This is a genomic window from uncultured Tateyamaria sp. (assembly GCF_947497045.1).
Classification (GTDB): domain Bacteria; phylum Pseudomonadota; class Alphaproteobacteria; order Rhodobacterales; family Rhodobacteraceae; genus Tateyamaria.
Genome location: NZ_CANMEU010000011.1, coordinates 17,063 through 36,108, shown reverse-complemented (window position 1 = coordinate 36,108; position 19,046 = coordinate 17,063). Strand labels below are relative to the sequence as shown.

Here is a 19,046-nt window from a genome sequence, read left to right as displayed (position 1 = left end):
GTGTTGGTGTGATGGGAAAGGGCCTACACCTCAAAAACCGAATGAACCGACGGCCACTCTACATTACGAAACGAGATTTCCCGAACGTGGAGCCTGACGGAGACGGCCGCGCCATGGCGACGCGACCGCGGGCGTGTCAAGCGGGCCCGTTGTTGTCCATATCGAGGAACATCTTCCACGCACCCGTTGCATCACGCTTGTATCCAAGGACCAAACGGCCCTCCGGCCTTTTGACTTCGCCTGTATCGCGCATCTTCATCGTCCCGTAAAAACGGCCAGACACAATTGCGGTGTCGCCATAAAATAGCAGGTCTTCAATGTCATAACCGGAAGTGATTTCAGCGGCCGCGATGCGTGGGTTGTATTTGTCTCGGATCGCCTGAGTGCCGACAGTGACGGGTTGACGCTCGTTCGCCGTCATAACATCCGGGTGGCATGAGGCCACCATCCGCTCAATGTCACCATCATCCAGGCCAGCATTCCATTCTTCGATTGCGGCTTCAATTTCTTCACGTTCAGTCACGGTCTTGCTCCGAGGTTTTGGGGTCATGGGCTGTAAAGAACTGACCGATGATCATTTCTTCGATTTGGCCAAGAAAGGCTTTTGTCGCAGGTCGCTCGGCAAATTGGGGTGTCACCCGCCTTGCCGTCTCGTAATCAGGAAAGGTGAAAACGTCTGCATAAAGCGTCTGGCGGGACTGATCCATCGTGACCAGCGTTTCCCAGGATGTCACACCTTCCAGCGCCGTAAAGTCTGCACGTGCCGCTTCGCGGATCGCGTCAACTTCGCTGTTCTCTTTCATCTTCAGGATGAAAATTTCGGTAATCTTTGACATTGCGGCTTCCTATTGATTGCGGTTGCATCAAGTTATGTCATCGCTATCGTAAGAATAACCCGACTATTAACTGACATACTGATCGAAAAATCGAACAATGAGCAGAAGCAACTTTGGAGATATCCGGGTCTTTGTAGAAGTCGCCCGGCGCGGCGGTTTCAGGGCTGCTGCTGAACATCTCGGCCAGGCACCGGCATCCGTGAGTGAAGCCGTTCAGCGGTTTGAGGATCGACTGGGTGTGCGCCTCTTTGAGCGGTCCACGCGGTCTGTCGCACTTACGCCGATCGGGGAGCAGTTCTACGCTCGCAGCTTGCCAGCCATTGCGGAGCTGGAAGGGGCGATCAGGGATCTTGATGATCAGAAGGACAAAGTCACGGGAACGCTGCGCCTCTCTGCACCTTATAGCGCCGGTCCGTTCTTTCTCGATAACCTGGTTGCCCGTTTCGCTGCCGCCTATCCAGCCGTCGATGTAGAAGTGATTTATGACGACCAAAAAGTCGACCTCCTGACATCGGGCATAGATGCGGCGATCCGATCAAATACGTTGCTTGATCCCGATACGCATGCGACTGCCGTCGGTCCCGAATTGTCCATGAGCATCGTGGCCTCGCGGGACTATCTGGCGGCCAGAGATGTGCCAGAGCACCCGCGTGACATCCTGCACCACGATACGATCTGTTACGCCTTCGGGGCCGGTAAGCATAATGCACCTTGGGAGTTTGTCGGCTCGGACGGCCCCTTTACAATGCGACCCAAGCCTCGGCTTGTTGCCAACGATATGCGGTCACTTCTGCATTACGCGCGCAACGGACTTGGTCTTGCGTACGTCTACGCCGAGATCGCAGCGCCATATATCGCGAATGACGGCTTGGTTACGGTGCTCGGCGAACACTTGTCTTCTCTGCCCCGGTACTCGCTCAATTACCGCAGCAAACGCCATATGACGCGACGACTAAGGGCATTCGTCCAAATGGCAAAAGAAGGCAAAGAAACTCGGTAGGGCATCTTGCAGTATGAGATAGCCGGGCGGCATCGCATATTGAGATTGCTCTTGATTGGTATCTAGATCGGTAACTAGGCACCACACAGCATACCCGGAACAGGACTTTTCCGGCTTTTGACGCTCGACCGGGCCGTCCTTCGCCTTACGCTCGGAAAATGTAACCAGGCATTCTTTCGATGATACCCGACGAGGCTATGCACGATGTCAGAGAAAAGGCCCTGACAAATCAGAATTCCACGTAGCACCTGTTTAAGATGGATGTATGTTATATGTTATGGGGTCTGTATGATAAAACGCAGATCGATCCAAAAGGAATACAACGTGAACCAACGACCCTGTGCACCGTTTCGAGGTGTCCCATGAGACTGACAAGTTTCACTGATTATGCACTGAGAGTGTTGCTGTATACGGCGGCACGTGAGGAACAATTGACGACAATTGCAGAGATGCAGAAAACATTCGATCTGTCCAAGGGCCATCTGATGAAGATCGTTCACTTGTTGTCGACTGAGGGCTACCTGCACGCTGTGCGGGGCAGGTCCGGCGGCGTCCGCCTTGGAAAGGCACCAGAAGACATCAATCTCGGTCAAGTGGTCAGATTGACGGAACCCGATTTCCGCCTCGTGGAGTGTTTTGGGCAAGTGAACCACTGTATCATTTCACAGTTTTGCAAATTACCCGGTCCGCTCAATCAGGCTCTGGACGCATTTCTTGAGACGTTGGACCGCCATTCGCTCAGGGACATGATGCTGACACGCGATATTTTTGAACCAACGATGGAGCGGACATTCCCGCAACGGGGTCCATCTTTCGATTTGGATACTGAAACAATCTAGATCTGGTCCACCAACTCAAACACGTCGCAAAAGCGCACTGCCGTGTTCGCCGCTTCGGGCCAGTCATTTGCCGGTAGGGTTCATCCTGTAGATTCATTGTCGGTTGACTTTCATCACGAAAGATATAAACCTGATGTATCTTAAGACGGTGTCATCAAGCTGCCCCGGATTACGACAATGTGACCACTCACGGATACAAAATATGACTTGGCTCGAAACACTGAAGACCGAAACGCCAGAAGAGGGTTTCGAATTAGCGATAAAACTCTCGCGCATGGCGGTGAAATATACTCAACCCGATCCCAAAATCCGGGACGAACTACGCCAGAAATACGAAAGGGATGCAGACAGCCTCACGGCGGCTTCTCACGTTGTTGCAATACACTTTCAGACAATCGCTCAGGCCAATGGGTTTTGGAAATGAATGGTGTCAACACATCCTTTATCAATGGATGACAGGTTAAGGCTGCGCAGAATCTACGAGACGCCTTTGGCCAGTGACGGCAAAAGGGTCCTTGTCGATGCTCTTTGGCCACGCGGCGTCTCAAAGGAAAGGGCAAGCCTCTTTCTCTGGGCAAAGGAGGTTGCGCCGAGCCCGGACCTCAGAAGATGGTTCCACAAGGATCGCGCACGATGGCCGGAGTTTCGGTCGGAATATATCGCTGAGCTGAAGCTCAACAGTTCCGTGTCAGTCGTGGAGGACCTCGCAAGGGAGGGTGTTGTGACATTGATCTTCGCCAATGCGGATCTCGACCACAATCATGCGGCGGTCTTACGGGCCTTCCTGATCGAGCGGCTGCGTCCAAATTAGCCCCTTAAGACCAAGCCCGGCTTTGGCGGGGCTTTAGAAGGCCAAGCCAACCAGCACAATCGTTTGCCCACCACGCCGCACCTCAAGGATGGTGCGTTTCCCGGTGATGCCCGGCGTCAGCTCTTCTCGATCGATGATGTGTCTCGCTCCTCCGGTTCATCATACAGAATACGTTCTGCCGCACCCTGAAGGTCGTCGTATTGGCTTGATCGCAAACACCAGAAAAAGGCGAACAGACCAACGCCCCCAAGCAATAACGAAACCGGGATAAGGTATAGATAACTCGCGGTCATGCGATACTCCGGACTGGTTCTGTAGACGTCGGAGCGTTCAACCGAAGAGCGTTCAGAACAACGATGACAGAGGATGTGGACATTGCAATTGCAGCGACAAGCGGTGTCACATACCCAAAGAACGCAAAGGGGATTGCGACCGCGTTGTAGACCAGAGCGAAACCCACGTTCTGAACGGTCAGGGTCCGGGCTGACCGGGCAACATCAAAGAGCGTAATGATACCGCGCAGATCGTCTTTCAGAAGCACGACATCTGCTGCGGTCCTGCCGACATCCGTCGCAGAGGCGGGCGCGATCGAGACATGGGCAGCGGCCAGTGCGGGTGCGTCATTGATCCCATCACCCACCATCAAAGGCTTTCGACCGTCTCTGACCGCGCGCTCAACTGTCCGAAGCTTTTGGTCCGGAACATGCCCAGACCTGTAATCCTGCATGCCGAGCATCTCCGCGACCTTCGAAACCTTCGTCTCGCTATCGCCTGAAAGCACCGATGGGGCCAACCCCGCCTCCTGTATGCGCCAGACGACCTCATGGCTTTCTGGGCGCACCTCATCCTCAAAACGGAATTCCGCCACGACCCTGCCGTCTTGGGTCAGCACCGGCCCCGCATCCCGAAGCGCGCGCCCACCATCATTGTCGCCAACCGCCCACTCGGACCGGCCAAGCCTGAACCTGGATCCCGCGATGATCCCCTCGATACCGGACCCGGGAACCTCTGTCACATCATCTGCGTCATCCAATTGCGATGACTGCTGTCGCCATAGGTCAGCTATTGTCATGGCATAGGGATGCCTTGAATGACGGGCCAGTGTTGCAGCTGTCTTCAACATGGCCGGGTCCAGATCGTCCTTATTGATGAGCGCGGGTTTGCTGCACGTCAGTGTTCCTGTCTTGTCGAAGAACACCGTGTCGACTTCGATCAACTTCTCAAGAGCGGACCCGTCTTTCATCATTATCCCCGCATCAAACAGTCGACGCGCCGCCGTGACCTGAACCATCGGAACCGCAAGGGCCAACGCGCAAGGACATGTGATGATCAACACGCTGACGGCGATAGACAGCGCCAGATGGATGTCCCCGCCCATGCCGTACCAGAGGATGAACGCGGCAAGTGCTGTCACATGCACCACAGGGGCATAGAGCGACGCAACCCTGTCAGCGAGCCTTGTGAAACGGCCACGCACACCTTCGGCCCGTTCCATCAAACGGATCATATCGGCAAGGTATGACCCCTCCGGTGGGGCCGAAGCGCGCAGGACGACGGCCCCCGAGAGGTTCAAGCCACCGGAGACGACACCACTGCCCGGACCAATGCCGACCGGGTGGCTCTCGCCGCTGACCAGAGAAAGGTCGACTTCGGATCGGCCTTTTTCGATCACACCGTCAACCGGCACGCGATCGCCTGCGGCCAGCATTATCCTCATGCCCGGCTCAATTTTGTCCGTCGTCAGATATGTTGTCGTCCCATCCCCGTGCAGAAGGGTAACGCCGAGCGGGATGAGTTTCTGGAGGCCGTCAATCGCGGAACGGGCCTTCTGACGCATCATATGGTCCAGTGTCCGCCCGATAAGCAGGAAGAAGAGCAGACTTGTCGCCGCATCAAAATAGGCGTGCGCCCCAGCTGTCACCGTATCGTACAGGCTCATGGCATAGGTGACGACAAGGCCCACTGTGATCGGGACATCCATATTGGTGCGGCCATGCCGTAACGCGTTCCAGGCGCTGAGATAAAACACGCGACCGCTATAGACCAAGGCAGGCAGAGCGATGGCGGCCGAGACCCAGTGGAACAATTGCCGCGTTTCAGGTTCGGCACCGGCCCAGACCGCCACCGACAACATCATAATGTTCATTGCCGCAAAGGCAGCAACCGCCAGGGATTTGAGCAATGCGCGGTAGACGCTGTCACCCTTGGTTTCTTTCGACCCGCTGAGGAACGCGTCAAACCCGATCCGGTCCAGTACGGTACCGATCGCCGGTGGGTTGTCCGGATCGGTAAACAGCACCGTCAGACGCCGCGTCGACAGGTTAACCCGTGCAGAAGCAACATTCGTGACATCAGTCAACGCCGTTTCGATCTTTTGGATACAACCGCCACAGTGAATGCCCGGAACGCTCAGTTCGAGCCTCAGTCGCCCGTCGGGAAGCGCGGTACTGGCATGAACAATGTCACGATCATCGATCGCCATGGCTCTACCCCTCGGCGGGTTCGCGTGTCACCTGTGCCGTATCGCCCCGCATCGCGACATATGCATGCCACGTCGCATGCCCAAGTATGGGAAACACGACGATCAAGCCAATAAGCGCCGTCAGCAGGCTGATGGCGAACAGGGCGATAACGATGCCACCCCAGACGATGGCTAAGCCTTTGTTGGACCACGCCATGGCCATGCTCACACCCATTGCCGTCAATGCGTCTTTCCGCTCGTTCATCAGCATCGGTATGGAAAACGCGCTGATGGCAAACGAGAAGGCGGCGAACAAACCGCCCGTGGCCGTGCCCACAAGAAGCAACCCCCAGCCCTGTGGCGTGGTGAATGTTGTGGCAAGGACCTGATCGAAGCCTCCAAAGGGGATCATCCCAAAGAAAAGCGCATAGAGCAGAAACGCGGCGCGCAACCAGAGCATCACAACAAGCATCAAGATAACACCGACAAACAGAATTTGGCCCGGCGACCGCGCGTGGACGAGCATCATATCACGCAGTTCGGATCGTTTCCCCGCCGCAAGCAGCAGGCTTTTTTCGTAAAGCCCCACTGCGATGGCAGGGCCCATGACCATAAATCCCGCGAGCGCGGGCAAGAGGATGTAGTCATATCCCAAAAGGAACAGACCGCCGATGGTGATCAAAGAGATGACGAACACAAAGAGCCCATATGCCAGACTGCTTGCAGGTGACTGGAACGTGTCCCTGATCCCCAGTTTCAGCCAGTCAATAGGAGCGGCGAGCGGTAGGTCGCGATGGAAATCGGGGCGCAGGGGGGGCTCCAGAGGAGTTATTGCTGTCTCAGTCATTTTCCATCCTTTCTCAGCATCCTGACTTGGCGGCACGCATCTGCGCGGTTTCACTGTCGGCAACCTTGTCATGCGGCACGCACCCGGGTTGTGACGACACCGCAACGATCACCAGATGCGCGTTCGCAACGAATAGCCCGGCCACGGCAAGTGCTGCGAGTGCCATCCAGACCGCTGGCCTCGATGTCCAACGTTTGTTGATCGTCGCATGGTCCGGTGCCGCCTCGGTCATTGTGGTTTCGGTCCCAAATCCCGGATGTAGAGTGTCAGAAGACGGCGATCCGCCTCGCTGAGCCGGTCTTCCCAATATGGCATAACACCGATACGGCCATGGCGGAGCGTTGCAGCGATCGACTCTGCATCACCACCGTAGATCCAGAAGTCATCTGTCAGGTTCGGCGCGCCGACATCAAGGATACCGCCCCCGTCGTCGCCGTGGCAGCTTGAACAGTTATCCAGAAAGAGCTCTTGGCCAACTGGCAGGCCCTCGGTCTGTTGCTCGGTCAACTCATCGGGTCGTGAAAGTGATATGACGTAAGTGGTTAACGCACGCCGTTCCGTAGAATCGAGTATCCCCTGATCACCAAAGGCCAGCATTTCAGCATAGCGGGTCTCATCATGTGAGGTGTTGATGCCAACCCTGAGGGTTTCAAGGATGGTGTCCGCATCGCCCCCCCAAAGCCACTGGTCATCTGTCAGGCTTGGAAAGCCCGGACCGCCCGACGCATCAAGGCCATGGCAGGCGGAACAGTTATCCTCGAACAGACGCGCACCATGAGAGCGTACAAACGTCATGGCACCATCGTCGGCTTCAAGCTCGGACATGTCCGTGGCGGTGAATTTCTCCTCCCAGACCATCCGCAGGGCGGCGGATCTGGACAGGTTTTCTTCGACGATGGTTCTCTGATCTACTCCCAGAACCCCTTTCGTGTAGTTCGGGCCGTAGGGCCAGGTTGGATAAAGAATCCAGAGCAGGACTGACAATAAAATTGTGGTGGCAAGGAAAAATTTAACCGGCCTCGGGACCGGAGTCATAAGCTCTTTGATACCGTTCCATTCGTGCCCGGTCGTCATAAGTCCGGTGTAGGGGTCACGTTCTGGCTTGCTCATTTCTGCGCCCCCTCATCCTCGTCCAGGATGCTCTTTGCTGCCTGATCGAACTTTTCCTGGTTGGCAGGCCAATAGGCGTAGACAACAGCGCCAAAAAAGAACGCCATCATATAAAAAAGCCCATAGGATTTGGCGAAGCCCACAAAGAAATTGTGATCGAATTCCATCTGTCATTCTCCCCCGGTACTATTGCTCGCCTGCTGATGTGCGACATCGGTGAGACGGCCAAGGATTTGAAGATAGGCGACAAGCGCATCCATTTCGGTCAGGCGACCCGGATCACCGTCAAACGCCCTGACGTTGGAATCTTCGCCATAGCGTTCAAGGAACGCATCGGCAGGTTCCGAGTCGGGTCTGGCCTGTCCGTATGTATCTTGGGCGGCATTCTCGATCATCTCGTCCGTGTAAGGCACCCCAACCTTTCGAAGGGCCGCCAAATGCAGGTCCATATCCTCGTTCTTGAGACTGTTGCGCTGTAGCCAGGCATAGGACGGCATCACGGAGGAAGGAACGACATCCCGCGGATTGATAAGGTGCGCGACATGCCAATCGTCGGAGTATTTTTCGCCAAGCCGCGCCAGATCCGGCCCGGTGCGTTTCGATCCCCAGAGCATCGGATGATCGTATTGGGATTCGACCGCGAGAGAATAAGGGCCGTAACGCTCGACCTCGTCCTGCAAGGTTCGGATCATCTGTGAATGGCACGCATAGCACCCTTCGCGGATATATATATTACGCCCAGCCACCTCCAAAGGCGTGTAGACCCGCATGTCTTCCACCTCCTCCACGGTCTCGTCGATGGTGAACAGCGGCGCGATCTCCACGATGCCGCCAATAGAGGCCACGAAGATGATTGCGAAAACAAAGGCTATGGCGTTGCGTTCGAGTTTTGCGTGTTTGTCTAGCATGGCATCACTCCGCGGGTTCTGTTTCGAAGACCGGTGGCAGGTCATAGACAGGCGGGTCTTCCAAAGCAGGCATCCGGGTTGTCATCCAGATATTGTATAGTCCGATCACACCGCCGAGGAAGAAGAGGAACCCACCAACCGCACGCGCGAAGTAATAGGGGATCATCTCATTAAGTGAGTCGATGAAGGAATAGGCCAGTGTCCCGTCTTCTGCATAAGCGCGCCACATCAGTCCCTGCACGATGCCGGAATTCCACATTGCGAATACGTAGATCACTGTCCCCGACAGCGCGAGCCAGAAGTGCGCTTCGATCAAACGGCTTGAATACATCCGCTCCCGGTTCCACAGCATCGGTACGAGCGTGTAGAATGCACCAAAGGTAATCATTGCGACCCAACCAAGCGCGCCCGCATGCACGTGGCCCACGGTCCAATCGGTATAATGCGAGAGCGAGTTGACGGGTCGAATGGCCATGAAAGACCCCTCAAACGTCGACAGCCCATAAAAGACCGCCGCAACGAACATGAACCGCAAGGTCGCGTCGTCGCGTACTTTTTCCCATGCACCATTCAAAGTGAGCAAAGCATTGCCCGCCGAGGCCCAGGACGGGACGACAAGCACGATGGAGAAAGTCATCCCGAGGGTTTGAACCCAATGTGGCAATGCCGTGTAATGCAAATGGTGCGAACCTGCCCACATATAGAGGAAGGTAATTCCCCAAAAGCTGATGATCGACATCCGGTATGAGAAAATCGGTCGTCCGGCACGTCGGGGCAAATAGTAATAGAGCATCCCCAGAAACCCGGACGTCAGAAAGAAGGCAACCGCGTTATGGCCGTACCACCATTGCGTCATTGCATCCTGAACACCCGAGAAAAGGGAATAACTCTTGGCATGCGCCAGCGACACGGGCACGGCCAGGTTATTGACGATGTGCAAGATCGCAACCACGAGGATGAAGGCCAGGAAATACCAGTTGGCAACGTAGATGTGGGGCTCCTGTCGACGCGCCAGGGTCCGGATATAAAGGGCAAAGTAAGTGACCCAGACCACCACGAGGAAGATATCTGCATACCATTCTGGCTCGGCATATTCCTTGGACGCGGTGATCCCGAGCATGTAGCCCGTGACCGCCATAAGGCAGAAAAGGTTGAACCCGATAAGAACAACCCAGGGAGACAGGTTGCCGGCCAGGCGGGCACGTGACGTGCGCTGAAGGACGTGGAACGAGGTCGCGATGAGCGCGTTGCCCCCAAAACCAAAAATGACACCTGTTGTGTGAACCGGGCGCAGACGTCCAAAGCTCGACCATCCGGCATCAAAGGTCAGTTCGGGATAGACGAGAAGCCAGGCAACCCAGTCACCGACAAACGTGGCAAAGACCAGCCACATCATGGAGACGATAACCCCAACCTTCGTCGGATCATCGTAGTATTTGGTGATCCGATCCGGATCCGGGTTGGGATCATAATAGCCACGCATGACGACAAACAGCAGCGCCAGTCCGGCAAAAGCGAGGAGGGCGCCGTGCCACCCCAGAACGTCATCCCGTCCCACGATGCCGAGTGCCAATCCGAAAAGTGTCAAAAGCGCGCAGAGGATCATGGCGGAGGAGCGTTCATCACGCGTCAATTGCGATATCATCAGAATGTCCTTTGCGTTTACAGTGTCAGATCGTTCGGAACGGTCGCGGTATCATATATCAGAGGCCACTTTATCTACAGAATTCCAGATAGAACTCTGCATCGTCGGTCACCTGTACGAAGTGTTCTTCCGCAGGCAGGATGATAAACGTGTCGCCTACATCAAGTGTAGCAACTGGCGTGCTTTCGCCAACAAGAAAATACTGGACCTGACCCGCCGTGACGATAAGGCGCGCATAAGTCCCTTCTTTTGTACTGTGCGACTTTTGCAGGCTCTCCGGAACCTTTCCGGCCGCAAAGAGAGGGGACTCGGCGTACTTCTCTACACCATCTGGCAGGCTACGTATGGCTGGCATGTTCAGACCTTCTATATTCCAGTCCTCCCACCGCGAAGCCGCAGAGGAGGATCACCTTCGTAATTTCTAACACTATGAACACGATATGTATCGAACTCTCGGCCACATCGGAACCGGCGATTATTTCCAGTGTTCGCGCATCCAGCAGCGGCATCAGATAAAGGCGCTGAATGGCAAACAGTGCGACCGGGATCCACAAAAAGATGAACCGCGACCGCTCACTCAGAAACACCGAGATGAGAAGGGCGGCGCAGAGAGCGGCCTCCGCGATACCAACCCAATGGAATTGAGCGCGCCCGACTTCGAGAAGCTGAGGCGTTGAAAGGGTTGTGACCTGAAATTTCGCAGGCGCGGCGATCAAGGAACCGCCGATGACAACACCCGCCCAGAGTCCCGATAACCCTCGTGATACGACTGGTGTCATGCTACCATCTGCTTCCCGGCAGGCCCGGCATGCCGAACATCGCCATTTGCAGGCTCGAAGCGATCCGTTCGGCGCGCTCCATCAGATAGGGGATCGCCTCGGGGGTCGGCGCAGTATCCTTCAAAGTCTGTTCGAACAGCGAAAGCCAAACTTCAAAATGCTCAGGGCGGGTCTCGATCAAGGCTTGATGTTTCGGCACGGGCTTGCCTGAATACCGTCCGGCATTGAAGGCCACGGAACACCAAAAATCCTTCATCTTCGTGAGGTGCGGCTCCCAGTCGTCACCGATCTTGCTTGCAAAGATATGGCTGATCCGCTCGTCCGCCCGTATTCTTTCATAGAACGTCTCTACCAGTGTGGAGATATAGGCGTCATCAATACCCAGTGCATCAGCGTTCTTCTGTATCTGCTTTCGTCGCTCGCGCGCAGTCCGCAACTGATTTGTCATACCGGATTCCCTTCAAACATGTGGCACCTCAAGGCATGACCGACATCAACTGGTGACACCAACGCATATTGGCCGCGCGCGCCAAGGAACACGTCAACGGATTTCCTGAGTGCACGGCGGGGCTCTGCGATTGGCTTCGCATCGACCTCTTCGGTCAGATATTCGGCCAAAGATGGTTGATGTTCGACAAGGTAGATATCCGCTTCGATGTTGATATCCTTCGGAGATCTTGCGAGTCCGAGACCCCCTGATCGACCGCAAACCTTGGCGATGAATTCATTGACGCCAAGCGCGTGGGCCACCTTCATCAGATGATTGCGGGTCATCTCATTGAACTTTACGACTGTGAACAAACGGTCCCCCTCAGGGCCAGATACACTGGGATCTAACTGTCTACCCTGCTTGAAGCGTGAGGAGCACCAAATCACCCTCTAAATATGATCTATATATTATATTTCTTTTACAACACCCTGCGCAAGCATTAAGATTCATCAAAGGTATTTCTTTGATCAGCCTGCTTTCAGAACCCCGGTGCCACGCTTGGAAAAAGTCAATCTCAGCCCGGGGAACAGGTCATGCCCAACCCCGAATGGGGAGCGCAGAGCACGCAGCGCGGCGATATAGGATTGCCTTGCCGATCTTGTCCTTTGCAGGACTTGGTAAAGATGATCCGGCCCCTAGGGTCGTCGCAGCAAGAGGACCGTCCCCTGACCTCCGTCTGCACATATCGATACGACGCCGAGGCTTCCTGATGCGTACCCGGTGAGTTCCTTGCATGCCTGGCTCATAATCCGGGCACCCGTTGCCCCAAATGGATGTCCAATCGCAAGACTTCCACCGTTCGGGTTAAGGCGGTCCATTGGAAATGGTCCCAGATCGTCCGTCACACCCGCTTTCGCACGGCGGTAACTGGAGTCCGAAATCATCTTGATGTTTGCCAGAACCTGAGCCGCAAACGCTTCATGGATTTCCCAAAGCGCGATATCGTCCAGTCGCAACCCATGTCGCGCCAGCAGCTTCGGGATCGCGCGTGCAGGCGCCATGAGAATCCCTTCATCGGTGTAGTCCATCGCTTCAATCTGCCAATCAACCAATTCGATGCCGTCCTGACGGCCCAAAGTCGCCAGCCCGACCTCATCGCACACCCAGACTGCACCAGCCCCATCTGTCAGCGGAGAGGAGTTTCCGGCGGTGAGGGTGCCCGCGTCGGAACGGTCGAAAACAGGCTTGAGCGTCGCCAGCTTTTCCTGTGTTGAATCAGCCCGTGGGATCGTATCGGATTTCACGTCATCGACAGGAACAATGAGGTCATCAAAGAACCCCGAGTTTTGGGCGTCAGTTGCACGTTTGTGGCTGTTAAACGCAATCTCGTCTTGCTGATCGCGCGGGATCTCAAACAGCTTCGCAGTGTCTTCGGTATGTTCACCCATAGATCGGCCCGATATTCGATTGGCCCATCCTTTGATGGGTAAATCAAAGCTGTCTGCGGTCAGGGATTGCATCGCAGTGATGGCCTCCGCAGGGTTCTTCATTGCCAGACCTGCGATCATCTGCGCGATGTCCGACTTGAGCGCGATAGGCACTCGGCTCATTACCTCAACACCACCAACCATGCCCAAATGTGTGCCACCCCGACCAACCATCCCGGCAGCCTGAATTGCACCCATCATGCTGGTGGAACAGGCAAGGACGGTCGAAAACGCGGGAATGGATGGATCAAGGCCCGCCCCAAGCGACAACTCTCTGGACAGGTTGGATATTGAGGGACTTGGAATGACCTGCCCCCAGCTTACGAAATCGGGCCGGGTCTGCGCGGCCATCGCCTTGATCACAGGGGTCGACAACGAAATGGAATCGAGTTTGGCAAACTGCGATCCTGCCTTGACAAACGGTGTCCGTTTGCCGGGAACGAGATAAACCTTGGTCATTTGAATATCTTCCAAACCTCTGCCGATATCTTCCATCACCCCCGGAAACGTCTGCGGTTTACGGGGGTACGTTCGTTTCTTTTCGCTACTTGAGGTCTCGTGCGGTCATAAACGCGCGAATTTTCGACGCGATCAGCGGACCATCTTCTTCAAGGGCGAAATGGCCAGTATCAAGGATATGGTAATCCACGTCGTTAGCGTCACGTTTTATACCTTCGGCACCCGGTGTCGGGAAAAAGGCGTCGTTCTTGGCCCAGACAACCAGGCTCGGAGGTTGGTTATCCTTAAGGTACTGCTGCCATTCAGGATACAGCGCGACATTGTTGCGATAGTCATAGAACAGATCAAGCTGGACGGCGTGCTGACCCGGGCGTGACAGGGACTGGAAATCCAACAACCAGTTGTCCGGCAGGATTCCGTCGGGGTTACGGGTGCCGTGGGTATACTGCCAGCGCAGACCCTCCAGGCTAAAAACATTGCTCGCTATGACCTTCTCCAGCTCTGCATCGCGGCCTTCCCACAGCTTCATAATGGGTGCCCATGCCTCCTTGTTCAGGCCCTCCTCGTAGAAGTTGCCGTTTTGGAAGATCAGGGCATTGACCCGCTCAGGGTGTCGGGTGGCAATCCGCAGTCCAATGGGTGCCCCATAATCCTGGAGGTACATGGCATAGGAGGAAATCTCGCGTTGCTCCAAGAACTGATTGACGGTGTCTGAAATATTATCAAATGAATACTCATACTCCGCCGGATCAGGAAAATCGCTCGCACCGAAGCCCGGATAGTCCATGGCAAGGACGTGAAACTCGTCACCCAAGTCCCGAATGAGATTGCGGTATTGATGGGATGAACTGGGGAACCCGTGCAGCAGGACGATGGAGGATGGGTTGTCCTTACCGGCTTCGCGGTAGAAAATATTTACACCATCGACAGTTTCATATCCGTACTGCACGTCGGCAGCAGTGGACGTATTTGCCGACAAAGACAGTGCCGCAATCAAAACAAGCAGCAAGCGTTTCCGTAGGTTCATTGAATGTTCCTTTCGAACAGGAGAGTGAAGGGGTGATAGTTGTCCGGCCCGAGAGTTTTCCCGGCACATAAATGCGCCAGAGACCCACCGAACATGGCCAACAACAGCAAAGCAGGCTCCTATGCGTAACCGAAGCATGAATTTACTCGCTGGCTTTGAAATCAAACCCTTCATCAGAATACATGAAAAACTCGCACGGGGTGTCAGAGACGCAGGCGGTTGTATGGACGCTGCCAGCCGCCACCGACCAATACGCGCCTGGTTTGAGTACAGGTGGGTTTTCCTCTCCCGCAAACGGATTGGTCATTTCACCCGACAGGACAACTGCGCGGTAGGCATGCGAATGGATGTGTGGCGGTGTTTCAAAGTTAGCAGGGAAACGTCCAAACGTGCCGTGCGCATGCCCGTTACGATCACCATATGCCGTGGCAAAGGTGATGGTATCATCACCGGGAAAGGCCGGCAGAAACTCCTTTTGTTCAGCCGGCAAAGCAGAGTCCGCGATGTTGCCATCACCCGCCATGGCCTGCCCGCCCGAGAGCAGGCAGACGGCTCCGGCGAACAGGCATGAAACGGTCGTAGAAAAAGAGGGGAACGCCATCTTTCCGAACGTCCTGTTTTCAGAGAGCACGGCTCAATTCCGTCCGGCCATCACGCCACCATCGACGTTGTGAACGGCACCTGTTGTCCAGCTGGATTTGTCCGACAACAAAAAGACCGCATGGTTGGCGACATCCTCGACATGACCGACACGGCCAATGGGGTGAAACGCACCAAACCCATCCGTCAATGTTTCCTTGATCTTGTCGGGCTCAATGAAAGCGCCATAAATCGGTGTAATAACCACCGCGGGTGCAATCGCGTTGACCCGGATATTGTGTTCGCCCAATTCCATTGCCAGGTGCTGTGTCAGCGAATGAATACCTGCTTTGGCCATCGAATAGGCGGCGGAAGGCGTCGCTTTGACCGCTTGATGTGCCCACATGGATCCGATGTTCACAATCGAACCACCTTCATTCTTCATCATATTTCGGACCACGGCCTGGGTGAAGAAATACGTCGAGCGGTTGAGCTCCATGTATTTGTCATAGTCCTCCGCATCGGTGTCGATGAACGGTTTCGGCGCGAAAACCCCTGCTGCATTGACAAGATGGTTGATATGGCGCGACTCGGCGTCGATTTTTCCAATGACGTCTTTGACGGAGTCGGCATCTCGCAAGTTTACTTGAATTGACTCTGCCGACCCGGCCCTGATCGCATTAAGCTCAGCAACCGCCTCGTTCAAACGGTCGGCCCCTTGAGAGAACAGGACAACTGTGTGGCCATCCTCGACAAGTTGCTTCGCAGTCGCAAAGCCCATGCCTGAAGAACCACCCAAGATATAGCTAATATGTTCGTGCATTTTATGTTCCTTTATTTCCTAGTTCTCTGTTTCAGGCGACGGCCAGTATGAAATGAACCCGTCCGCATTGGGCATTTCGACCTCAGGCAAACTAGTCGCATCCATCACTGCACTATCGCTGATAATCTCGTTCTGGCTGAGGAGGTAAGCGACGACTGCGTAAACCTCGTCATCGGCAAGACTGCCGGGCGCGTAATAGGGCATCGCCCGACGTACATAATCATAGAGAGTGGTTGAATATGGCCAGAAACTGCCCACGGTCTTGACGTGGTCGGGCCGCGTAAGCGTACCGATCCCACCGACGAGATCCCCGGCTGGTCCGCCCTTTCCTTTTTCACCATGGCAGGCCGAACATTGTTCCAGCCATACGGTTTCGCCTTCGGCGGCAGAACCGCTGCCAGCGGGCAAACCAACACCATCCGGGCCAATCGAAATATCCCATTTCGCAAGGTCACTTTCGCTTACGACCTGCCCAAGATCTTGGGCATTCCCTGAGATCGCCAGAGTAAACGTCGTTGCGGTCCATAGCGCCATCAGGCCGAGCTTAGACATAGACATTGGAGATACCTCCGCTGCTGGACACGGCCCAAGCTTGGATAGCGTTTTGATGAAACAACTGGTTGGGGGCGTAGGGTTCGTACCAAGCCTCCCGCGTTGGTTGCACGGCACCGGTTTCGTCGGTGGCGCGGCTCATCAAGGTGGCCGATTGACCCTGCCAGACCCATGGCAACTGAAAACGCGTCAAGGCACGCGCAGGTGTTTGGTCCGGGATCAGCGCCTCGGCCCAGGAACTGCCGCCATCGGCAGATACTTCAACTTTGGTGACCCGCCCCGCACCGGACCAGGCGAGACCACTGATTTGGTACAGCCCCTGAGCGCCCGGCTCTCTACCCGGTGACGGTGACGTGATGACAGACTTTACACCCATCTCGTATGTGAACTGGCGCGACTTTCCATCCTTTTGCAGCAATGTGTATTTGGATGTTTCATCCTTTGTGTGAACGGGTGCCGATACGACCTTGATGCGCCGAAGCCATTTGACGTTCATACTGCCCTGCCATCCCGGCAAGACAAGCCGCATCGGATAGCCTTGCTCGGGGCGAATACGCTCACCGTTTTGATACAATGCGATGAACGCATCGCCATCAATAACCTTCTCAATCGGGATGGAACGGCTCATCTTGGCGGCATCACCGCCTTCAGCCACCAACCACTTGGCCGAAGGTGAGACACCGGCTTCGTTCAGCAAATGGGCCAAGGAAACACCCGTCCATTCGGCGTTGCCAATGAGCCCGTGGATTTCCCCGGCCGTCCGCTGTTGCGGCTCGTCCATACTGTTGAACAGACTGTTGCCAGCGCATTCAATGAAACAAGTCCGCGTCACCATCGGGTAGCGCAACAGGGCCTCAACAGTGAACACAAGCGGGCGTTCAACAAGACCATGAATGGCGAGCCGGTGTTCTTCCGGGGCAATCTCAGGGATGCCACTATGATGACGCTCAAAGAAGAGACCGTTGGGGGTTATCGTCCCTGCAAGCTTTTCCAGGGGTGTGAATGAGACGCCCGACCCATCTCCGATACCTTCAGGAAACAAAGGCAGTGTGGGACGCACCACTTCGTTTTCAAAAGGCGACGGTTGACCGTAGCTGGTCAAATCAAGGCCGGGCGTAGAGCTCCAGTCAGGAACTCTCAACTCCTCTGCTCGACTCATTTCGGAAGACAAACCCAAAGCGCCTACAGCAGGTAGACCTGTACGAAGCAGCCAGCGCCGGGAAATGAGACCATTCCCCGCGGCGCGCTCTTCCGAACCAAGGGGGAGAGACTTAGTGGAAGTCATTGGGTTAAGACCTTCTGAATTGAGATTCATTTGTGCAGAGGAGACGGATGCTAGGCAGACGCTTTGATGCGAGTGACGGCGTCCTCGGTCCACCAAACACCATTGGCAACCATGCGATAGTTGATCAAAGCAGCCAAATAGCCGTCGCCTTCCGGTACTTTCGCACCGGCAGTAGCATCGCGAACGACTGCAACTTCATACCCAAGTTCGAGCATCTCGTAGAGATGTGCCTGAACACATAGGTTGGCTGACATGCCACCCAGGATAACCTTGTCGATGCCCTGCTTGCGCATCTGCAAGTTCAGGTCGTTCTGCGCTGGTCCATATATCTTGTGAGGGGAACAGATCACCGTCTTGCCGTCATTGATATACTGTTTGTACTGAGGCATCCAATCCGCCCCGGATCCATCGAAGTTGTCGACGTTAAGTGCACTCTCCCGATCAAACATCTTGATCGCGTGCATGGTCTTTTCCAACCTACCTTCGAATTTCCACTTGTGGTCATGCGGGTAGTAATAGTGGGGGGAAATGAAGACAGGCATATCGACTGCTTTGGCAGCAGCAAAGAGCTTCTCGATATTGTCGACCGTCTGTTGTTCCGTGACGCTCTCTCCGACAACGCCCCACGTCACCCCTTCTTCCGACAAGAAATCAACTTGCGGATCAACGATGACCAAGGCGGTTCGCCCTGTCTCGATCTCCATGTCGACGTCAGGCAATCCCGGGTTCTCCGGGTCCGCATAGTGGGCCGCCGCTTCATCCGTTGACGCATTGGCGCTGCCAACCATAGTCGTACTCACAGCAGCCGTAGCCGCAGCAAGCGTAACACCGCTATTTGCCAGCAAACGACGCCGCGACTGATCAATCTTTTCAGGGCTGACATCACATCCACACTGTCCAGTCGTCTTTTCCATGGTCTCGTTCCTTTGTTTCGGATCTGTTTGACAGGATGAGCCTTGGAACGCGGCTGTGATTTCAGAAAGCTGTTCCAGATCGCAAATTCTTGCCTTTCCTCTACGGGAGCGACCCTGAGTTGAGCGTAATTCAGCCTAGTTCGAAGCCGACTATGTGGCGTCACCACTTGCAGCTTCAAAGAGAATAGGGTGGCTACGTGGTGCGCCGAAAGCTTGATGATCTCTGCCAAAATGCTGCTTGATAAGCCGATTTT

At 55.2% G+C, this 19,046-nt stretch carries 25 protein-coding genes; 4 read left to right on the top strand and 21 right to left on the bottom strand.

Annotated elements, in window-relative coordinates; genetic code table 11:
• Window positions 1-136 precede the first annotated feature (136 nt).
• Both Q0859_RS17910 and Q0859_RS17905 read right to left on the bottom strand, forming a co-directional pair.
• Window positions 137-523: a nuclear transport factor 2 family protein gene (locus tag Q0859_RS17910; RefSeq protein ID WP_299153776.1), complete on the bottom strand. Its 387-nt coding sequence runs from the start codon at window positions 521-523 to the stop codon at window positions 137-139.
• Window positions 516-836, bottom strand: coding sequence for a hypothetical protein (locus tag Q0859_RS17905; RefSeq protein WP_299153775.1), 321 nt, complete (start codon window positions 834-836; stop codon window positions 516-518). The genes Q0859_RS17910 and Q0859_RS17905 overlap by 8 nt, the downstream gene beginning before the upstream one ends.
• 97 nt (window positions 837-933) lie before the next feature.
• Between Q0859_RS17905 and Q0859_RS17900 the strand changes: the two genes are divergently transcribed.
• From Q0859_RS17900 to Q0859_RS17885, 4 genes are all read left to right on the top strand, one after another.
• A complete protein-coding gene (locus Q0859_RS17900; RefSeq protein WP_299153773.1) occupies window positions 934-1,836 on the top strand; it encodes a LysR family transcriptional regulator in 903 nt (300 codons plus the stop codon).
• A 362-nt stretch (window positions 1,837-2,198) separates the two neighbouring features.
• Window positions 2,199-2,675 (top strand): Rrf2 family transcriptional regulator, encoded by a 477-nt coding sequence (locus Q0859_RS17895; RefSeq protein ID WP_299153771.1) that lies wholly within the window; start codon window positions 2,199-2,201, stop codon window positions 2,673-2,675.
• A gap of 202 nt (window positions 2,676-2,877) precedes the next feature.
• On the top strand, window positions 2,878-3,099 hold the full coding sequence (locus Q0859_RS17890; protein WP_299153769.1) for a hexameric tyrosine-coordinated heme protein: 222 nt from the start codon (window positions 2,878-2,880) through the stop codon (window positions 3,097-3,099).
• Window positions 3,100-3,486 carry a DUF488 family protein gene (locus Q0859_RS17885; RefSeq protein WP_366523222.1) on the top strand — a complete coding sequence of 129 codons (387 nt, stop codon included), beginning with the start codon at window positions 3,100-3,102 and terminating at the stop codon, window positions 3,484-3,486.
• Between the two features lie 116 nt (window positions 3,487-3,602).
• On the opposite strand, the gene ccoS is transcribed toward Q0859_RS17885, so the two are convergent.
• The 19 genes from ccoS to Q0859_RS17790 all read right to left on the bottom strand — a co-directional run bounded on the left by ccoS (window position 3,603) and on the right by Q0859_RS17790 (window position 18,792).
• Complete coding sequence (ccoS, locus tag Q0859_RS17880) at window positions 3,603-3,779, bottom strand: cbb3-type cytochrome oxidase assembly protein CcoS (RefSeq protein ID WP_299153765.1); 177 nt, start codon at window positions 3,777-3,779, stop codon at window positions 3,603-3,605.
• Entirely contained in the window at window positions 3,776-5,968 is a 2,193-nt protein-coding gene (locus tag Q0859_RS17875; RefSeq protein ID WP_299153763.1) for a heavy metal translocating P-type ATPase, read from the bottom strand. The genes ccoS and Q0859_RS17875 overlap by 4 nt, the downstream gene beginning before the upstream one ends.
• Before the next feature lie 4 nt (window positions 5,969-5,972).
• Window positions 5,973-6,794, bottom strand: coding sequence for a DUF2189 domain-containing protein (locus tag Q0859_RS17870; protein ID WP_299153762.1), 822 nt, complete (start codon window positions 6,792-6,794; stop codon window positions 5,973-5,975).
• A 13-nt stretch (window positions 6,795-6,807) separates the two neighbouring features.
• Entirely contained in the window at window positions 6,808-6,960 is a 153-nt protein-coding gene (locus Q0859_RS17865; RefSeq protein WP_299153760.1) for a hypothetical protein, read from the bottom strand.
• A gap of 62 nt (window positions 6,961-7,022) precedes the next feature.
• Entirely contained in the window at window positions 7,023-7,904 is an 882-nt protein-coding gene (gene ccoP / locus Q0859_RS17860; RefSeq protein WP_299153757.1) for a cytochrome-c oxidase, cbb3-type subunit III, read from the bottom strand.
• Window positions 7,901-8,071, bottom strand: a complete 171-nt coding sequence (locus Q0859_RS17855; protein WP_299153755.1) for a cbb3-type cytochrome c oxidase subunit 3 — start codon at window positions 8,069-8,071, stop codon at window positions 7,901-7,903. The genes ccoP and Q0859_RS17855 overlap by 4 nt, the downstream gene beginning before the upstream one ends.
• Before the next feature lie 3 nt (window positions 8,072-8,074).
• Complete coding sequence (gene ccoO / locus Q0859_RS17850) at window positions 8,075-8,812, bottom strand: cytochrome-c oxidase, cbb3-type subunit II (RefSeq protein WP_299153754.1); 738 nt, start codon at window positions 8,810-8,812, stop codon at window positions 8,075-8,077.
• Between the two features lie 4 nt (window positions 8,813-8,816).
• A complete protein-coding gene (gene ccoN, locus Q0859_RS17845) occupies window positions 8,817-10,457 on the bottom strand; it encodes a cytochrome-c oxidase, cbb3-type subunit I (RefSeq protein WP_299153752.1) in 1,641 nt (546 codons plus the stop codon).
• A 70-nt stretch (window positions 10,458-10,527) separates the two neighbouring features.
• On the bottom strand, window positions 10,528-10,812 hold the full coding sequence (locus tag Q0859_RS17840; RefSeq protein WP_299153750.1) for a DUF1971 domain-containing protein: 285 nt from the start codon (window positions 10,810-10,812) through the stop codon (window positions 10,528-10,530).
• On the bottom strand, window positions 10,796-11,236 hold the full coding sequence (locus Q0859_RS17835; protein ID WP_299153748.1) for a hypothetical protein: 441 nt from the start codon (window positions 11,234-11,236) through the stop codon (window positions 10,796-10,798). The genes Q0859_RS17840 and Q0859_RS17835 overlap by 17 nt, the downstream gene beginning before the upstream one ends.
• Window position 11,237: 1 nt before the next feature.
• A complete protein-coding gene (locus Q0859_RS17830; protein ID WP_299153746.1) occupies window positions 11,238-11,684 on the bottom strand; it encodes a group III truncated hemoglobin in 447 nt (148 codons plus the stop codon).
• The gene (locus tag Q0859_RS17825; protein WP_299153744.1) at window positions 11,681-12,010 is read right to left on the bottom strand and encodes a hypothetical protein; all 330 of its coding nucleotides are present in this window, start codon (window positions 12,008-12,010) and stop codon (window positions 11,681-11,683) included. Before Q0859_RS17825 ends, Q0859_RS17830 begins: the two co-directional genes overlap by 4 nt.
• 351 nt (window positions 12,011-12,361) lie before the next feature.
• The gene (locus Q0859_RS17820; RefSeq protein ID WP_299153743.1) at window positions 12,362-13,612 is read right to left on the bottom strand and encodes an acetyl-CoA C-acyltransferase; all 1,251 of its coding nucleotides are present in this window, start codon (window positions 13,610-13,612) and stop codon (window positions 12,362-12,364) included.
• Between the two features lie 85 nt (window positions 13,613-13,697).
• A complete protein-coding gene (locus Q0859_RS17815; RefSeq protein ID WP_299153742.1) occupies window positions 13,698-14,639 on the bottom strand; it encodes an alpha/beta hydrolase in 942 nt (313 codons plus the stop codon).
• A gap of 142 nt (window positions 14,640-14,781) precedes the next feature.
• Window positions 14,782-15,270, bottom strand: coding sequence for a DUF4437 domain-containing protein (locus Q0859_RS17810; RefSeq protein WP_299153741.1), 489 nt, complete (start codon window positions 15,268-15,270; stop codon window positions 14,782-14,784).
• Window positions 15,271-15,273: 3 nt separating this feature from the next.
• On the bottom strand, window positions 15,274-16,041 hold the full coding sequence (locus tag Q0859_RS17805; RefSeq protein ID WP_299153740.1) for an SDR family oxidoreductase: 768 nt from the start codon (window positions 16,039-16,041) through the stop codon (window positions 15,274-15,276).
• A gap of 18 nt (window positions 16,042-16,059) precedes the next feature.
• Window positions 16,060-16,593, bottom strand: a complete 534-nt coding sequence (locus tag Q0859_RS17800; RefSeq protein ID WP_299153739.1) for a cytochrome c — start codon at window positions 16,591-16,593, stop codon at window positions 16,060-16,062.
• Window positions 16,586-17,908, bottom strand: a complete 1,323-nt coding sequence (gene soxC / locus Q0859_RS17795; RefSeq protein WP_299153738.1) for a sulfite dehydrogenase — start codon at window positions 17,906-17,908, stop codon at window positions 16,586-16,588. Before soxC ends, Q0859_RS17800 begins: the two co-directional genes overlap by 8 nt.
• A 20-nt stretch (window positions 17,909-17,928) precedes the next feature.
• Window positions 17,929-18,792 (bottom strand): cysteine hydrolase, encoded by an 864-nt coding sequence (locus Q0859_RS17790; RefSeq protein WP_299153737.1) that lies wholly within the window; start codon window positions 18,790-18,792, stop codon window positions 17,929-17,931.
• Window positions 18,793-19,046 lie beyond the last annotated feature (254 nt).

Excerpts from the sequence above, each read along its gene's own strand:
- Q0859_RS17905 (WP_299153775.1), bottom strand. The coding sequence starts at position 836 with ATGTCAAAGATTACCGAAATTTTCATCCTGAAGATGAAAGAGAACAGC.
- Q0859_RS17900 (WP_299153773.1), top strand. The coding sequence starts at position 934 with ATGAGCAGAAGCAACTTTGGAGATATCCGGGTCTTTGTAGAAGTCGCC.
- Q0859_RS17895 (WP_299153771.1), top strand. The coding sequence starts at position 2,199 with ATGAGACTGACAAGTTTCACTGATTATGCACTGAGAGTGTTGCTGTAT.
- Q0859_RS17890 (WP_299153769.1), top strand. The coding sequence starts at position 2,878 with ATGACTTGGCTCGAAACACTGAAGACCGAAACGCCAGAAGAGGGTTTC.
- Q0859_RS17885 (WP_366523222.1), top strand. The coding sequence starts at position 3,100 with ATGGTGTCAACACATCCTTTATCAATGGATGACAGGTTAAGGCTGCGC.
- ccoS (WP_299153765.1), bottom strand. The coding sequence starts at position 3,779 with ATGACCGCGAGTTATCTATACCTTATCCCGGTTTCGTTATTGCTTGGG.
- Q0859_RS17875 (WP_299153763.1), bottom strand. The coding sequence starts at position 5,968 with ATGGCGATCGATGATCGTGACATTGTTCATGCCAGTACCGCGCTTCCC.
- Q0859_RS17870 (WP_299153762.1), bottom strand. The coding sequence starts at position 6,794 with ATGACTGAGACAGCAATAACTCCTCTGGAGCCCCCCCTGCGCCCCGAT.
- Q0859_RS17865 (WP_299153760.1), bottom strand. The coding sequence starts at position 6,960 with ATGGCACTCGCAGCACTTGCCGTGGCCGGGCTATTCGTTGCGAACGCG.
- ccoP (WP_299153757.1), bottom strand. The coding sequence starts at position 7,904 with ATGAGCAAGCCAGAACGTGACCCCTACACCGGACTTATGACGACCGGG.
- Q0859_RS17855 (WP_299153755.1), bottom strand. The coding sequence starts at position 8,071 with ATGGAATTCGATCACAATTTCTTTGTGGGCTTCGCCAAATCCTATGGG.
- ccoO (WP_299153754.1), bottom strand. The coding sequence starts at position 8,812 with ATGCTAGACAAACACGCAAAACTCGAACGCAACGCCATAGCCTTTGTT.
- ccoN (WP_299153752.1), bottom strand. The coding sequence starts at position 10,457 with ATGATATCGCAATTGACGCGTGATGAACGCTCCTCCGCCATGATCCTC.
- Q0859_RS17840 (WP_299153750.1), bottom strand. The coding sequence starts at position 10,812 with ATGCCAGCCATACGTAGCCTGCCAGATGGTGTAGAGAAGTACGCCGAG.
- Q0859_RS17835 (WP_299153748.1), bottom strand. The coding sequence starts at position 11,236 with ATGACACCAGTCGTATCACGAGGGTTATCGGGACTCTGGGCGGGTGTT.
- Q0859_RS17830 (WP_299153746.1), bottom strand. The coding sequence starts at position 11,684 with ATGACAAATCAGTTGCGGACTGCGCGCGAGCGACGAAAGCAGATACAG.
- Q0859_RS17825 (WP_299153744.1), bottom strand. The coding sequence starts at position 12,010 with ATGACCCGCAATCATCTGATGAAGGTGGCCCACGCGCTTGGCGTCAAT.
- Q0859_RS17820 (WP_299153743.1), bottom strand. The coding sequence starts at position 13,612 with ATGACCAAGGTTTATCTCGTTCCCGGCAAACGGACACCGTTTGTCAAG.
- Q0859_RS17815 (WP_299153742.1), bottom strand. The coding sequence starts at position 14,639 with ATGAACCTACGGAAACGCTTGCTGCTTGTTTTGATTGCGGCACTGTCT.
- Q0859_RS17805 (WP_299153740.1), bottom strand. The coding sequence starts at position 16,041 with ATGCACGAACATATTAGCTATATCTTGGGTGGTTCTTCAGGCATGGGC.
- Q0859_RS17800 (WP_299153739.1), bottom strand. The coding sequence starts at position 16,593 with ATGTCTAAGCTCGGCCTGATGGCGCTATGGACCGCAACGACGTTTACT.
- soxC (WP_299153738.1), bottom strand. The coding sequence starts at position 17,908 with ATGAATCTCAATTCAGAAGGTCTTAACCCAATGACTTCCACTAAGTCT.
- Q0859_RS17790 (WP_299153737.1), bottom strand. The coding sequence starts at position 18,792 with ATGGAAAAGACGACTGGACAGTGTGGATGTGATGTCAGCCCTGAAAAG.